Annotated in this window: 13 protein-coding genes; 3 read left to right on the top strand and 10 right to left on the bottom strand. The window is 47.9% G+C overall.

Annotated features, from left to right (window positions below; translation table 11 throughout):
• Positions 1-55 precede the first annotated feature (55 nt).
• Complete coding sequence (gene torA / locus L4D06_RS02840; protein WP_274163920.1) at positions 56-2,584, bottom strand: trimethylamine-N-oxide reductase TorA; 2,529 nt, start codon at positions 2,582-2,584, stop codon at positions 56-58.
• An 85-nt stretch (positions 2,585-2,669) separates the two neighbouring features.
• On the bottom strand, positions 2,670-3,833 hold the full coding sequence (gene torC / locus L4D06_RS02835) for a pentaheme c-type cytochrome TorC (protein ID WP_274163921.1): 1,164 nt from the start codon (positions 3,831-3,833) through the stop codon (positions 2,670-2,672).
• Between the two features lie 412 nt (positions 3,834-4,245).
• On the opposite strand from torC, the gene torR reads away from it, so the two are divergent.
• The 3 genes from torR to L4D06_RS02820 all read left to right on the top strand — a co-directional run bounded on the left by torR (position 4,246) and on the right by L4D06_RS02820 (position 6,237).
• The gene (torR, locus tag L4D06_RS02830) at positions 4,246-4,956 is read left to right on the top strand and encodes a two-component system response regulator TorR (protein WP_274164025.1); all 711 of its coding nucleotides are present in this window, start codon (positions 4,246-4,248) and stop codon (positions 4,954-4,956) included.
• A gap of 23 nt (positions 4,957-4,979) precedes the next feature.
• Positions 4,980-5,450, top strand: coding sequence for a DUF2947 domain-containing protein (locus tag L4D06_RS02825; RefSeq protein ID WP_429737787.1), 471 nt, complete (start codon positions 4,980-4,982; stop codon positions 5,448-5,450).
• A 391-nt stretch (positions 5,451-5,841) separates the two neighbouring features.
• Positions 5,842-6,237, top strand: coding sequence for a hypothetical protein (locus L4D06_RS02820; protein WP_274163923.1), 396 nt, complete (start codon positions 5,842-5,844; stop codon positions 6,235-6,237).
• 408 nt (positions 6,238-6,645) lie between these two features.
• Here L4D06_RS02820 and L4D06_RS02815 read toward each other — a convergent pair whose 3' ends face one another.
• The 8 genes from L4D06_RS02815 to L4D06_RS02780 form a co-directional block, all read right to left on the bottom strand.
• Positions 6,646-7,698, bottom strand: coding sequence for a TRAP transporter substrate-binding protein (locus L4D06_RS02815; RefSeq protein ID WP_274163924.1), 1,053 nt, complete (start codon positions 7,696-7,698; stop codon positions 6,646-6,648).
• A gap of 283 nt (positions 7,699-7,981) precedes the next feature.
• On the bottom strand, positions 7,982-9,304 hold the full coding sequence (locus L4D06_RS02810) for a TRAP transporter large permease (RefSeq protein ID WP_274163925.1): 1,323 nt from the start codon (positions 9,302-9,304) through the stop codon (positions 7,982-7,984).
• A complete protein-coding gene (locus L4D06_RS02805) occupies positions 9,301-9,882 on the bottom strand; it encodes a TRAP transporter small permease subunit (protein ID WP_274163926.1) in 582 nt (193 codons plus the stop codon). The genes L4D06_RS02810 and L4D06_RS02805 overlap by 4 nt, the downstream gene beginning before the upstream one ends.
• 35 nt (positions 9,883-9,917) lie before the next feature.
• A complete protein-coding gene (locus L4D06_RS02800) occupies positions 9,918-10,631 on the bottom strand; it encodes a glutamine amidotransferase-related protein (RefSeq protein ID WP_429737786.1) in 714 nt (237 codons plus the stop codon).
• A gap of 12 nt (positions 10,632-10,643) precedes the next feature.
• Positions 10,644-11,810, bottom strand: a complete 1,167-nt coding sequence (locus tag L4D06_RS02795) for an iron-containing alcohol dehydrogenase (protein WP_429737785.1) — start codon at positions 11,808-11,810, stop codon at positions 10,644-10,646.
• A 9-nt stretch (positions 11,811-11,819) separates the two neighbouring features.
• Entirely contained in the window at positions 11,820-13,205 is a 1,386-nt protein-coding gene (locus L4D06_RS02790) for an aldehyde dehydrogenase family protein (RefSeq protein ID WP_429737784.1), read from the bottom strand.
• A gap of 9 nt (positions 13,206-13,214) precedes the next feature.
• Positions 13,215-14,585 carry a glutamine synthetase family protein gene (locus L4D06_RS02785; protein WP_429737783.1) on the bottom strand — a complete coding sequence of 457 codons (1,371 nt, stop codon included), beginning with the start codon at positions 14,583-14,585 and terminating at the stop codon, positions 13,215-13,217.
• Positions 14,586-14,803: 218 nt separating this feature from the next.
• Positions 14,804-15,787 (bottom strand): LysR family transcriptional regulator, encoded by a 984-nt coding sequence (locus L4D06_RS02780; protein WP_429737782.1) that lies wholly within the window; start codon positions 15,785-15,787, stop codon positions 14,804-14,806.
• Positions 15,788-15,881 lie beyond the last annotated feature (94 nt).

Below are 15,881 nucleotides of genomic sequence, written 5' to 3'. Positions count from 1 at the left end.
TAGAATATGGAGTAAAAAAGGGCAGCTAAGCTGCCCTTTTTCTTCACACTGTCTCTTATGCGATATCCATCGCTGGGAACAGTGGGTTCACATCATCCACAGAGGTTGGGCCGCTAAAGCCAGTAACCGCTGGAATTTTGCCTGTGAACTTCTCGATCTCAACCAATGCAGTGTGCGCAGAGGTAGCTTGAGCGAGCTTCGATGTCCCGATATCTACAGTCAATACGTTTGGATCGCCGTAGGTACAAAGCGTGCCTGGCTTACCGCCTTCAAGAGGGGCATACCATGCGCCTTCTTCAATACGACATACGCCCGCTTTATAGTCGTCAGTCACCACTGCGCCTGCTAGCACTTGACCACGGTCGTTAAACACGCGAACAAGGTCGCCAGACACAATACCGCGCACTTTTGCATCCGCTGAGCTGATGTAGCAAGGCTCGCGACCCGCAACCGCATAGGTGTTACGGAAAGCGTCTGATGAACACAGTTGCGAGTGCAAACGGTAGTTCGGGTGACAGCTTTGCATGTGAAGCGGGTAGCTGTTTGACTTAGGACCACCATGGCTACGTTCTACTTTCTCGAACCACATTGGGTGACCTTGACAGTCGTCGTAACCCATATCGGCGATTGTTTTACAGTAGATTTCGATTAAGCCAGATGCAGTACCCAATGGCTCCAAATCTGGTTCGTTACGGAACGCTTGGTGGCGAACCCACTCTGTGCCTTCAGGGAACGAAATGAATTGCTCTTCTTCCCAGAACTTAACGAAGTTTGGCATACGAACGCCGATACCACGGCCTTGCAAACGCGCACCGTTGTAGATCTCTTCGATCCATTCCATTTTGGTTTTGCCGCCAGTGAACGCTTCTTCGCGATCGTAACGGGTGCAAAGCTCACGGAAAATATCAAAGTCATCTTTCGCTTCAAACATTGGCTCTACGATTTGTTTCATCGCAATAATGCCTTTGTTTGAGTGGTTACCAAATGACTCAATGTCATTTCGCTCGTAAGTTGTCGTTGCTGGCAGAACGATATCTGCAAAACGGCAACTTGCTGTCCACTGATGGTCAATAGACACATAAGTTTCTAGCTTACGCCACGCCTTGATCATGCGGTTACGGTCTTGGTGCTGGTGGAATAGGTTACTACCACATGAAATTGCCATTTTAATGTGCGGGAATTTCACTTTCTGACCATTGAAATCAATGGTTTCACCTGGGTTTTCAAGGCAATCTACAATACGTGCGATTGGGATATAGCTTGAGTAACCGTTGTAGCTACCGTTATGGATTGGGTCAACGCCAGTGACAGAGTTGAAACCAGACATAAGAGGGCCAGCAGAGGTCACGGTACCTGCATCGTTATAGTGCCAGCCGAAGCCGAAACCACCGCCAGGTAGACCAATTTGACCTAGCATTGCTGAAACAACAACGATCATCCATGCGTACTGTTCGCCGTGCTGCATACGTTGCAAACACCAGCCAGCCATGATTTGCGTGCGACCACTTGCCATGGTGCGTGCAAGATCTCGGATATCATCAGCAGGAATGCCACAGATTTTCTCTGCCCATTCTGGTGTTTTTGCTACGCCGTCTTTTTCACCCAACAGGTAAGGCAAGAACTTGTCAAAGCCTGTGGTGTAGTCCGCCAAGAATTGCTCATCGTGCAATTTCTCTGTGTATAGCGTGTACGCAATAGCTAGCATCAATGGCACGTCAGTTTGTGGGTTAACCGCAATCTGTTTGCCACCGAAGAATTTATAAGAAGAGGTTTTTACTGGGTCAACGTGGAATACCTTGATGTCGCCAGATTTAACTTTCTCAGCCAATTGCTGGTAGTAGCCATAAACGCTGTGGTCTGGAATCTGCCAACCAACTTGCAGGTTCTTAACAGGGTCGTTACCCCAGATCACGATGTTTTTGGTGTTTTCCAGTACGACAGGCCATGAAGTTTGTTGTTCGTAAACTTCCATTGCACCAGCAACATATGGCAATACCACTTGCGCTGAACCTGTTGAGTAGTCGCCCATCTTCGCAAGGAAAGTACCATGCAAACCAATCGCACGATGCATCATGGTACCAGCAACGTTGAGCTTGCCAACTGATTGCCAACCCGTGTTACCTGCGTACAGAGCACTAGGGCCATAAGTGGTTTGAACACGCTCCAACTCGTGGTGGAGGAAGTCCAACGCTTGAGACCATGGCACACGTACAAAGCGGTTATCACCACGTTGTGATGTGTCAGATTTCCAACCGTGTTTCAGCCAGTCAAGGCGCACCATTGGGTATTTAACGCGAGATGGGTTGTAAACCACTTCGCGAACAGCGTTAAGCATTGCTGTTGGGTGCGGGTCGTGCTCAAACGGGACGGTGTCTACCCAAATGCCATTTTCTACTTTCGCGCGGAAAGCACCCCAGTGTGAGCCGTGGATCACGTCACCTGAGAAGGTGTTTTTCGCGTCAGTCGCTGCCATTGCAGAGCGTGGTGCTAGTAAGCTACCACCGATAACAGCACCCGCACTTGCGGTTAACATGCCAGAGAGAAAACGACGGCGGGTAATGCCTTGTAGTTTTTCAGTCGCCATGTAGGAATCCTTATTCGTTTAAAGTTGAATTGGACAGGCACTTGAGCACCTGTCCATTGTTTATTCTTTTTATCGCTGCGGCAGATTAGTGCGCGCCAGCACCACCCGTGTCGCTACCATGGTTCTGCAGATACTTCAGCAGGGTGCGCTCTTCGGTTTTGCTCAGGCGGTAATATGCACTCATTGCTTTCAGGCTCGAAATCCAGCCGTTAGCGGTGAAGTGGCCTGGAGCAGGGGCTGCGTGACAAGAGTTACAAGAAGACGAGTACATTTCAGACGCGTAATCCCAAACAGGATCAATGCTGTCAATCAGGCCGTCTTTGGTCACGTAGGCGTTAACCGCGACTTGTTTCCAAGCGATGTTGGTCGCTTGGTCAACTTCTTCTGAAATTACAGTTTCAGTTGTTTTAACGTCTCCACGAATGGTTGCCTTGAATACACGTTTACCCATGTACTCGGTCATGACGCGGCCTTTGCCGTTGGTTTCGATCCAGCCTTGGATGCGAACTTTCAGCATGTCGCCTTCTTCAGCAATAACATCGATTTCAGACGCAGGAAGCAGTTGACCTTCTACTTTGCCGTTCGCATCAGCGGTCGCGAACAGGCTTTTCTCTTCGATTGAGAACAGCTTTTTAGCACCAGCAGGAACGGTTGCAGATGCGGTCAAGGTTTCGAATGTCTTACGGAAACCACCTGCCATGTTTGGCAGTTCGTGGGCAATACCTTTATGACATTCCACACACGCCATGTTTTCTTTCGCAGCAGGGATCATCTCTTTCATCGCTTGAACAGATTGCTTGCTGTGATCCATAGCGTCGTATGAGTGACAAGTCGTACAGGTTTTGTAGTTCTCGTCAGCCATGCGATCCCAGACTTTCTGGGCGAGCTCGAGCCGGTGCTCTTCGAATTTTTCAGGCGTATCGATCTTGCCAGTGATGAAGTGGTGATAAAGGTCTGTCACTGCGCCCATTTTACGCCATACCTTGCCTGTGAAATCTTTTGGCTGGTGGCAGTCAACACACTCAGCACGAATACCCTTGGCATTGCTGAAGTGGACAGATTGTTTATATTCTTCGTAGTTCTGCTGCATGGTATGGCACGACGTACAGAATTCAGTCGACGAGAACACCTCAAAGGTTTTGTTCATCGTGACCACACCTGCGATCGCAATGATGGCACCGATCAGTACCAACGCAATAATTGGATACTTGCGGCTTGGTTTCATCAGCTTTTGCAATAGCTTTTTCATAAAATGGATACACCCATAATGTTCTTGTAGTTAGTGATGGGTCATTCCCTGAACCGTGTTAGGAAAGCAAACCAGCGCACTTTAGCTACGTGTTTTTGATGCGTTATTTCGAGTGGCGCATAGTAACGGTTGGATGTGAATATGGTTACGCACCAAAATGAACGGTCAGGATCAAGTTGTGAAAGATTGTGAATAGCGTCAGAAAGAGTGCTGAGGTGTGCTAGCTATGTGCTTCTAAATGCTTAAAAAATTGAGGTTTTGCAATGTAACTCGCAAAACCTTAATTTTTGCCTTTTTGAAATCATCAGCTTGAGTGTGTAAAAAACTGAAAAAACCGTGAGATAAATCAAATTTCATCACCCATTTACTGTTACAGTGCGCGCCTTAGTGACGAATTGTGAACAGGATTGCGTTGAGCTATCACATTTTGGTCGTAGATGACGAAGTTGTTACTCGCACAATGATAAGCGGATACTTCGAAAAACAAGGATATAGTGTCAGTCAGGCCGCTGACGGCAGGGAAATGCACAAAGTTATGAATGACCAGCATATTGATCTCGTTTTACTCGATATCAATTTGCCGGGTGAAGACGGATTAATGCTGACACGAGATCTACGCAGTAAATCTGATGTGGGTATTATTTTGGTCACGGCGCGTACCGACAGCATCGATCGCATTGTTGGTTTAGAGATGGGGGCGGATGATTACTTCACCAAGCCTCTTGAATTGCGTGAGTTGTTAGTTAGGGTCAGAAATTTGCTGTGGCGGATATCTCGCAACAACAAAGCGTCGGATGTCGAGAGTTTGCCTCGAGAAAATGATAAAATCGTTAACTTCAACGGTTGGACATTTGATATTGATCGACGCGCGTTAAGCAATAAGTACGACGCAGTAAAGCTGACTAAAGCTGAATATGAAATGCTAGTGGCTTTTACGGCAAACCCTAGTCGAGTGTTGAGTCGAGAACGCCTTCTCAACTTGATTAGCCATCGTGTCGACGCACCAAATGACCGCACCGTTGATGTGCTGGTTCGTCGCTTAAGAAATAAAATAGAAGCAGAACCTAAGAAACCACAGTTGTTTATTACTGTGCATGGTGAAGGTTACATGTTTGCAGGTTAATTGCCCTGCAATCTGAGAGAGCTATGAATTACATTCCCTTTGAAGATTACAAGCGTAAGTGGATTTTCACGCATCAGTCTATGCCTGTTGCCCCCGAAGATTACACGGAAATTAAGCCAATGGCAGAAGCACGTGGTGCGCAGTTATGGCGAGATTTCATTAGCAATGAAAGCCCGACACCAGACCATTTTGGTAAAGGTGATTGGCCTGTGATGCAAAGTGTGTGGGAAGGTGATGTTAACTGGCAAAAGGCTTGGGAAGATGAAGCGGATTTGCCTGAGGCATTCATTGCGCATTTCCCTTGGGAGGACAATGCCGTTGTCTATTTTTGCTATGAGAAAAGTAACATCATAGAAACGCGCTGGGGCATGTTCAAAAAGTACTGGAAGAACTTTCTGTTTTACGATGACAAGCCATTGCTTATTGGTCGTAAGAACAAGCAGGTAGCCATGTTTGACCAAAACGGTGCGGTGAAGTTGGGTACGCGCCCATAACTCTTATTATGTTTGCCTTCTTCGTTAAGGCTTACTGGTTGAAAGTGTTCATTTTATGAAAAAGCAGAAGCGGAAACGCTTCTGCTTTTTTTGTTCATATTCAATAAGGTAAGCAATGCGTGTGAGCTTTTACGACTGCTAGTTGATGCTAATTAAGCCGATATTCGTGTAGTAACGAGTAATCATTCATGTCATTTGGATTGTTTGGGAGTGCCTTTCTGTTCATTTGTCGGAGTTTATCTATGTTTGGCACCCCTTGGTGGTGTGTTGCGGACATTTTATGAACAGAGTTGAGCGTTGCTGATAATAGAATCCCACCGGAATGGCGCGATACTTGCAGTTATTTTGTACGTTGCCGCTAGTTAAAAATGAATAGATAAAGGGACTTAGAATGAGAACCGCATTTTTTGCCGCCATGGCGTTGTTAGTATTGACTGCATGTTCATATATACCGACTTACGGTGTACATGGAAAGCTGGTATCCGTTGAGCAGCAAGTGATTGATTGCGAATACGAAGCGGCGTTGGATACGTTGCAACGATTTACTGTGGTGGGGAGTGCCAAAGAGAAAATGTGGGCATTTGAATATATGGGTGTCGTTTATCAAGAGAAGATGGATCTCGAGGCGTTCAATCACACGGTTGACCGTTTTCTGTTTAATGAAGTGGGCAGAGGTGTTGATCGCGCTGCAATAATTCATCAGTGGAATGAAACCCGCCGAACCATTCGTGAAAAACGAGTTTATCAATTAGGTCGTGCGGAATGTGCCACAAACTTTGTGAAATAGGAATGAACTGATTGTTGTATTTTATTGTTAGCCTAGTTCCACTTTTTTAGGTGGGTCGCATTTTTTACGCATCTATTTAAAAGATAAAGGAACTTTTTATAGACCTCACAGTTTTCTTATTCATCAGATACTAAATTAGCCCTGTGTTCAAAATCAGTCAGTAATGCAGGCCGCCACTTATCGACTGATTCTGAACCACAAGACTTTCATTTCTTTCTGTTTTTAGTTTGTAAGCTGAAGGAAATAAATGAGAGGGCGGAACTCTAAAGCCGCTAGCAAAACTCGAGGAAAACCAGTGTCGGTATTGGCCTATTGACGCTGGTTTTTTTCATTTCTGTCGTTTGTGATTTGCTTCAGGCAAAGAAAAAGCGGCAATCATCAGCCGCTTTTTTCGTTCACTGTCTTTGACTAGGAATTACGATACGGCTTACCCGCTTTCTCCATCACAGCCGCATACTCTTTGAATACTTCTACCACCCGTTTGTTGCGTGGGCTGGTTTCTGCCACTTCATCCCAGAATTTATACGCTTCTAACTCCACTTGTCGCCACTCTTCGTCTGGAATCGTGGTGAGCTGCATTTTGGTGCCCTGAGTTCTAAGTTTCGCCTCGCCGCCCCAGTACCAATGCTGACGATAGTAGTGAGATGTATCCATCATCATGTTGAACAGCACTTTTAGGTGTTCTGGTAGGGCATCCCAACGTTCAGAGTTTGCGAAGAATGACCCGCACCAAGCGCCAGAAATATTGTTGGTTAAGAAGTAGTTAGTGACATCTGCCCAGCCTACTGTGTAGTCTTCGGTAATGCCTGACCATGCTATGCCATCAAGTTCGCCAGTTTGAACCGCCACTTCCACATCTTCCCATGGCAAGGTGACTGGAATAACGCCGAATCGTGATAGGAATCGGCCTGCAGTTGGGAAGGTGAAAATGCGTTTGCCTTTGAGATCTGCGAGACTATTGATTGGATCAACGGTGGCGAAATGGCAAGGGTCCCAAGAGCCTGCGCTTAGCCAAGTCACACCTTTAACTTCATCGTAGGCTTCTTTCCAAATTTCCTTCAAGCCATATTCTTCAAACAAAACTGGCACATCAAGACTATAACGGGTTGCGAAAGGGAAATAACCACCAAATACGGAGATATCTACCGGGGCGGCAATCGAGTCATCGTCACTTTGTACGGCGTCGATGGTTCCTTTTTGCATTGCGCGGAACAACTCGCCTGTTGGAACAAGCTGGTCGGCGAAATACAACTCGATCACCATCTCGCCATTGGCAGCAATGTTGAATGCATCCACGGCTGGCTTAATGACGTGTTCGGCAAGAGCGGGGCCAGCATATGTTTGCAAACGCCAACGAATCGGCTCTTTGGCAGAAACAACGGCGGGTGCGCCCATGATGGCGGTCGCACTGCCCGCACCGACGATCCCTGCTTTTTTCAAAAAATCGCGTCTATTACTCATAGCGGTGTCCTTTTCACATATAGGTTTGATGTTGCACTGTTTGACGCTACATCGTTTGGTTTACGTGTCTCGGTGTTATACCAATCTGATTAAATATTCGGTCATTCTTGCTGGTTAAAATCGACAATAACGGCGTCAGATATTTTGTTGGTAGAATAACTACTTACTGCAATATCTTCCTTGCTCTTGACGATTTTCCCGGCGCAAATTTATGACCACCTACTTAATCCAATTGGTATTACACCTTGCTTGTCTTACTTTTGAGTCTAGGTTCTTTTGCCAGCTATCGGCTGTAATGCCATTCTGGCAGCCACAAGGCGACTTGTGGGAAAACCATCACGATGACAAGCGCGCCCATCATGATGAGTACAAACGGAATAATGGAACGGTATATATCAGTCAACGAGACTTCTGGAGGCGCCATTGCCCTCATCAAGAAGAGGTTGTAACCGAATGGCGGCGTCATATAGGCAATTTGGCAGGTAATGGTGTAGAGCACGCCATACCAAATGAGGTCGAAGCCAAGTAATTTGACCAAGGGGACATAAAGCGGCGCGACGATGACCAGCATGGCGGTATCGTCGAGAAATGTGCCCATGATGAGATAAGAAAGCTGCATCAATATCAGTACTTCCCAAGGCGTGAGCCCCAATCTGTCGACGAATAAGGCTTCAATCGCTTTGACTGCACCTAGCCCGTCGAATACTGCACCAAAACACAGTGCTGCCAGAATAATCCACATGAACATACAGCTAATGGCGAGGGTTTTTCGCAGTGTGTTTTCGATAACTTGCTTTGTCATACGACGCTTGATTATGGCGGCGACCGTCGCAGCGAGCGCACCGACAGCGGAGCTTTCGACCAGGCTGGTTACGCCCATGAGGAACAGGCCAGTCATTGAGAAAAAGATCCCAAGAGGAAGTACACCTGCACGCAGTAGCTTGAGTTTTTCAGAGAAGGGGACGTTACGTTCTTCTTCTGACAGCGCAGGGCCAAGTTGTGGCTGAAGTTTACAACGTATGACGATATACATGACGAACATGAACGCCATGAGCAAGCCGGGGAACACGCCAGCTAACCATAATTGCCCAACGGGTTGTCTCGCGATCATGCCATAGAGCACCAGTACCACACTGGGAGGTACGAGTATCCCAAGAGAGCTACCCGCCTGAATGACCCCTGTGACCATGATTTTGTCATAGCCTCGCCGAAGCAGCTCGGGAAGGGCGATACTGGCACCGATAGCCATGCCCGCCACACTTAAGCCATTCATGGCAGAGACGGCCACCATTAAGAGAATTGTCCCAATAGCTAACCCGCCGTGAATCGGCCCCATCCAAACGTGGAACATTTTGTAGAGATCTTCGGCAATACCGGATTCTGACAGCATGTAACCCATGTAGATAAACAGGGGTAGGGTAAGCAGTGGGTACCACTTCATGAGTTTCATTGCGGCGCCGAAGGCGATTTCTGAGCCGCCATCGCCCCAAAGCAACAATGAAGCGATAACGGCGACAGAGCCTATGGCGGCAAAGACGCGTTGGCCTGTTAGCAACATCAACATCATGGAGGAGAACATCAGAAGTGCGATCAACTCATAGCTCATTGTGCATCTCCTTCTGCTGAACTCGCTGGCGGATCAAGAGGTGCACGTAATTTCGCGATATCTTTGAGCATGACGGCCGTCGCTTGAAGGATCATAAGGAAGATGCTGACGCACATGATAATTTTGATAGGAGACATATAAGGTCGCCAAGCGGAATAGCTACGTTCGCCATATTCCAAGGCGTAAGTGGTGCTGGAAATACCGCCGTAAAGCAACACGGCGAGATAGATAAACAGAAAGAGGACGGTAACAGTGTCAACCATTGCCTTGGTTCGCGGTGACCAATTTCCATACACTAAATCCATGCGTACATGGCTATTGAGTTGCATGGAATAGGGACCACCTAGCATGTAGTAAGCAACCATGACAAACTGCGCCATTTCCAATGTCCAAAGTGACGGAAAGAAAAAGGTTTTGGTGACAGAGGAATAAACGAGGATGCCAAGCATGAGAAAAATGAGGTACATAGCGAAACGGCCTACATAGTAGTTAATCGTTTCTACAAACCTGACATAGCCTGCTAGCGGTGAGGGCAGATACTTCAGTGTCTCATCGGCTTCATCGCGGGTAGAGTCCATGAATCATATCCTTATGATGATCATTAGTTTCGGAGTTAATTGCGCGTAGCTTGGCGCAAGAAATTCAGTAGCCATTTGGTGACATTGCCGCTATCAGGTGTATGAGTCAGTGATGCCTGACCTTTATCGATAACGGCTTCGGGAATACGGTCACGCCGAGTTTCCATGAGATCGAAAGAATACGCGCGGCTGAATTCGGGGTGCCCTTGAATGGCAAGAAAGTGATTGTCTACGGTGAACATACCAATGGGACAAAATTCACTTCCTGCTAGGTTTTTTCCGTGCTTGGGTAAACGACTCACTTGATCTTGATGGCTGACGACCAATGAGAATTTTCTCGTTTCAGGATCCAGCCAATCAGCATTGGCTTTGATTTCGCTGGTGGCGATACCAACACCCCAGCCACGTTCTGATCGGCGGACCTCCCCACCTAGCGCTCGCGCCATCATCTGATGGCCAAAGCAAATACCGACAGTCGGCTTGCCTTCAGCGTACAGAGTGCGAACAAAGGCTTCGAACCTATTTATCCATGGCAGGTCGTCGTACACGCTGTAGCGACTCCCTGAAATAATGTACCCATCGCACTCGTCGATTTGCTGCGGATATTCTCCGTCAATCACCCGATAGAAGTGCAACGACAATTCTGGATCTTCGCGATATAGAATCGCGGCGAACATGTTTGAATAGTTCTGATGTGTCGCCTGAAGCTCTGTTTTCACATCATCGCAAAGTAAAATGCCAACCTGCATACGTCGTCCCCACTACACGCCGTTGCCATTTACAGCATCTGAGAACAACTGGCTGTATTGCTTCGCGGTGAATGAAATCGGGTTACCGCCCGCTGAAGGGTCGTTCAGCGCCATTATGCCCACCAGTTCGGCGTCTGATTCAGTAATGCCGATTTCACCCAATGTATGCGGTATGCCAACCGATTTTCTCAGCGCTAATACCCAAGCCAGCACGGTATCTGTACCGGTTCCTTGAATATCTAAATCAAGGTACCGAGCAAGTCGTGTCATTTTGTCTTCGATTTGATCGCGATTGGCGTTGAGCACATAGGGCATCAAAATAGCGTTGAGTAAGCCATGATGACTGTTATACAAAGCGCCAAGACTATGAGCGATGGCGTGCATCGCCCCCAGCCCTTTTTGAAAAGCCGTTGCGCCCATGCTTGATGCGACGAGCATTTGCGTTCGTGCATCTATGTCTGCGCCATTGTCGACGGCGGTTGGCAAGTTGTGCTTGATAAGTCGAATGCCTTCTATTGCGATCCCTTCAGCCATTGGGTGATAGAACGGAGAGCACAGACCTTCGAGATTATGTGAGAGGGCATCCATGCCAGTTGCCGCCGTGATAGCGGCTGGCAAACCGACTGTCAGTGTGGGGTCGAGGATAACTTTTAGCGGCACCATAGCTGGGTGAAAAATGATGATTTTTCGCTTCTCGTGCTCGTTGGTGATGACTGAGGCGCGACCCACTTCAGAACCCGTACCAGCCGTGGTTGGTATAGCAATAACTGGCGCAATTTTGTCTTCATTGGCCAGCGTCCAGTTGTCGCCGACATCTTCGAAATCCCAAAGCGAACGTGTCTGTTGCGCGGACAATGCAATGGCCTTGGCGCAATCTAGTGCTGAGCCGCCACCGAGCGCAATAACGCCATCATGTTCGCCGCCAACAAATGCACGATTTCCTGCTTCTACATTTTGGCCAGTCGGATTGCCTTGCACGTCACTGAACAGGGTCGGTTCAATGCCTGATTGCTGACATAAATCAATGATTTGATTGGTCATCGGTAATGCCGCGATTCCAGGATCCGTCACCAGTAATGGTCGGCGCATACCGAGATTGTGACATGCATCAGGGAGTTGCGAGATTGCACCTTCACCCGCGACCATGGCTGTGGGGTAGTTCCAAGAAGAAAGGCTCATGGTGTGCTCCTAAACGCGCTTAAAGTGAAAAGATTTGGGACGTGTCAATTGTTCAAAGCCAACTTGGGACAGTGTGCAACCGCGTCCACTGTTTTTGATACCCACCCAAGCAAGCGCAGGATCGAGGTAATCACAGCGATTAAGAAACACGGTACCAGCCTCTACCCGCTCTGCCAGTTGCTCTCCTCGTGCTTCGTCTTGGGTAAAGATTGCCGCTGTCAGACCAAACTCGCTGTCATTCATTAAGCGAAGTGCTTCATCGTCATCTTTCACTTTTTGGATACCGAGTAGTGGACCGAAGGTTTCTTCGGTCATCACACGCATAGCATGAGTGACATTGACCAGTAACTGAGGGGCAAGGTACGGCGTATTGGGTTGATCGGCAGGAAAGTGATGCGGGTCGATCAGGGCTTTAGCGCCTTGATTGATCGCCTCTTGTGTTTGAGCGCGCACGAAGTCTGCAGATGCAGTACGAACTAGCGGGCCTAAAGAAGTTTCTGGATTATCTGGGCGACCGAGTTTGTACTGTTTAACCAGTTCAATGGACTGATTGACGACATCGTCGTAGACATCTTCATGTACATATAGACGTTCCATGCCACAACAAGACTGCCCTGAATTGAAAAACGCACCATCAATGACGGTTTCCACAGCATTCTTGACCTCAGCGTCTTGGCGAATGTACGCAGGGTCTTTGCCGCCAAGCTCTAGACCAGTACCGATAAATCGACCTGCAACGGCACGTTCAACCATTGCACCGCCAGGAACTGACCCTGTGAAAGCGACATGGCGAATGCTGTGGTGTTGCATAACGTTTTCTGTGTCTGCATGAGATAAATGCAGATATTGAAAAACATCCTCTGGAATGCCTGCCTCAACAAAGGCAGCAACCATACGTTCTGCGCAAAGTGGTGTTTGAGCAGAATGTTTGAGGATCACTGTATTGCCCGCCAATAATGCAGGAACGATGGCATTTACGGCAGTAAGGTATGGGTAGTTCCAAGGCGCAACGACGAAGACAGTTCCAAGGGGAACACGTTTGATGTATCGGCGAAAACCTTGTTTCTCGGGTAACATGATTGGTGCTAGCGCCTCGGGCGCAATATTAATCATGTGTGTAGCACGCTCTACAAAACCAGCGACTTCCCCTTTGGTGTAAGCCATTGGTCGGCCCATCATCCACGTGACTTCTTCACCAATGGCATCTTGGTTTGCCACGAAACACTCCACTGCCTTTGTGCAAATGGCTTGGCGTGCTTCAAGAGGCAATGCTTGCCAATGTGTTTGCGCGGTCTGTGCTTTTTCCAGCGTAAGATTGATGACGTTGGCTGTCGCGTAAGGACGCTCGACATACACTGAACCATCAACGGGTGTGATTGTTTGAAAACGTTCCATGTTTCCCACCTAAATAATTTCGAAGTAGCGGTCTAATTCCCAATCCGTCACATGCTTACGGAACTCTCGTTCTTCCCATTCTCTTGATGCGGCATAGTGTTCAACAAAAGCATCACCGAGCATGGCCTTCGCGGCTTCGGACTGTTTGAACGATTGTGCGGCCTCCCACAAGGTGCGAGGCAGTTGAAGCTCCTCGGGATGCGTCATTTCGTATGCGTTACCGATGATTCGGTCATGAGGTTCGAGTTTGTGCTCGATACCGTAAAGACCTGAAGCCAGCGCAGCAGCAAGGGCGAGGTAGGGGTTAGCATCTGCCGCACCGAGGCGATATTCAATACGTTGAGATTTCTCAGATCCTGGGATAACGCGAAGTGATGTGGTGCGATTTTCCACACCCCACGTAGCATCAGTCGGCGCCCAGAAGCCGGGGATCATTCGGGAATAACTGTTAATTGATGGCGCAATCATGCACAAAAACTGTGGCATGAGACGTTGCTGACCTGCGAGGAAGTGACGCTGTATGTCGCTCATGTTGAGCTCTGCGTCTGGCGCATAAAATGCATTCTTTCCTGTTTGTTTGTCACGTAAAGAGACGTGAATGTGCCCGCTTTGGCCGGGGTAGTCATTGCTCCATTTCGCCATGAAGGTCGCCATCATGTCGTTTTTCTGTGCGAGCACTTTCATGTAAGTTTTAAACAGGGCTGCTTTGTCAGCGGCATTGAGCGCTGAGTCATAGGCTAACGCGGCTTCAATTACACCAGGGCCCGTCTCGGAGTGGATGCCCTCAATGGGAAAGTCCATGGATTCGCTCATGGCGAGAATAGCTTTATACAACCCAGAATAGGTGGAGTTGCGGATCATGGAATAGCCAAACCAATCTGGCGTAATGGTTTTGAGGTTACGGTACCCTTTCTCTCGTGCGGAGTGTGGCGTTTCGTCGAAGATAAAAAATTCGTATTCTAGGGCCGCAAACGCATCAAATCCCATTTCATAGGCTTTATCGAGTACGCGTCGCAGTGTGGCGCGTGGGCAAACTGCTTCAGCTGCACCTGCAAACTCGGCAATGAACATCACCATGCCATCTTCGTCCAGCACATCACGACACGTTTCTGGCAAAATTCGAGCAGGGGCATCAGGGTATCCTGTGTGCCAGCCTGTGAATTTCACATTGTCATACAATTGGTCTTTGACATCCCAGCCTAGCACCACATCGCAGAAGGCGAAGCCGCCATCTAGAGAGGAAAAGAACTTGTCTTTAGACATGTACTTGCCACGCATGACACCATCGTTGTCAAATACTCCCACTTTCACATGAGTCAGCTTTCTTTCTTCAACAATGCGCTTTGCATCCTCGGCTGATTTTACTTCCCGCGCTTCCATTGCCGCTCCTTGTATTGAAACCTTTGGCTATCGCACTAAATAACATTCACTGATCAACGATAGTTGACGCACACCCAGAAGCACCGTTTCCAGTTTCATAGTCTGGCGTTCGGTAACGATCTAATGAAATTAAGGTAGGAGATGAAGCAAAAAAACTGCCACAACAATCACGGAAAGTGAGGCAATACTATAAGGATTGCTAATAGTAACGATCGTGATCACACTGCAGAGTAACGCCCGATGCGGATTTTCCCATCCAACCATGGATGATCTTGGCGTATTTTATTTAAGTAGTGGTCTCTGAGTATTTTGCAGCTGTCGTGGGCAAGCGTTTCCGGTAAATCACCCAGCTCATTGCGTCGAGCTATGAGTGTTAAGTAGCGGAAAAATGTATCTTTTTCAGGAAGTGGCAGACAGGTGATTTGCTGACGAAACAACTCACCTTGCATGAGGCACAATGGCGTAGTGAGAGCCCAACCTAAACCTTGTGCCACTGCAGATAGCACCGCATAGGTGTTGTCGAGTTGCATGCGGTCCGGCACATCTAAGCCCTGCTGGTGAAGATAAGTCTCAATTGACTGACTAATAAGACTTTGTTGACTGTATCTAACCATGTCTAAATGTCTGCTAAGAGCGGGTAATGACGTGCATAAATCTGGGAATCTTTCGTGGAAGCCACGAGGAATGACAAGCACGAAGGGCTCTTTGAGTATTTGGCAGCGCCTAAGGTTATCTTGTTTTTCGAGTACATCATCAGAAATGATAATATCAATACTACGACTCAGTAACCCTTGCTGGTGGAGATGTGAGTAGCCCGTCATCATGGTCCAATTCTCGGTGTGCTTTTTCACTACCTCAATCAGCGGCTGCCCGACAGTTGCGGCGAGTGAGTCCACCATGGCAATTCTTACCAAATGAAGACGATCAAAACTCCCTTTCGTCACCTCATGCTGAGTTTTGTATGCCTGATCGAGTAAATGAACGGATTGGTCATAGAAGTAACGCCCTGCCACGGTGAGTTCGACGGGGCGAACGCTGCGGTCGAGCAGTTTGACTCCGAGGTTGGATTCAAGTTGCGAAAGGATCTGAGAAACAGCGGATTGGGACATATTGAGCTGTGCGGCGGCGGCAGTCATATTGCCAATCTTTGCCGTTGCGACGAAAACATCTAACGCTTTTAATTCAAATCCCAATGCTGGCATTGTCACCTCATCATCTGTTGCTTAAACACTGTCGTGTTTAAGCGTAGCAACCAGGCGAATATTGGGGTGTTATTTCAGTGAGTTAACAATCGCA

It is taken from the genome of Enterovibrio makurazakiensis, from assembly GCF_050336585.1.
GTDB lineage: Bacteria > Pseudomonadota > Gammaproteobacteria > Enterobacterales > Vibrionaceae > Enterovibrio > Enterovibrio gelatinilyticus.
The sequence above is the reverse complement of the archived record's forward strand: the minus strand, read 5'-3'. Positions and strand labels throughout refer to the sequence as shown.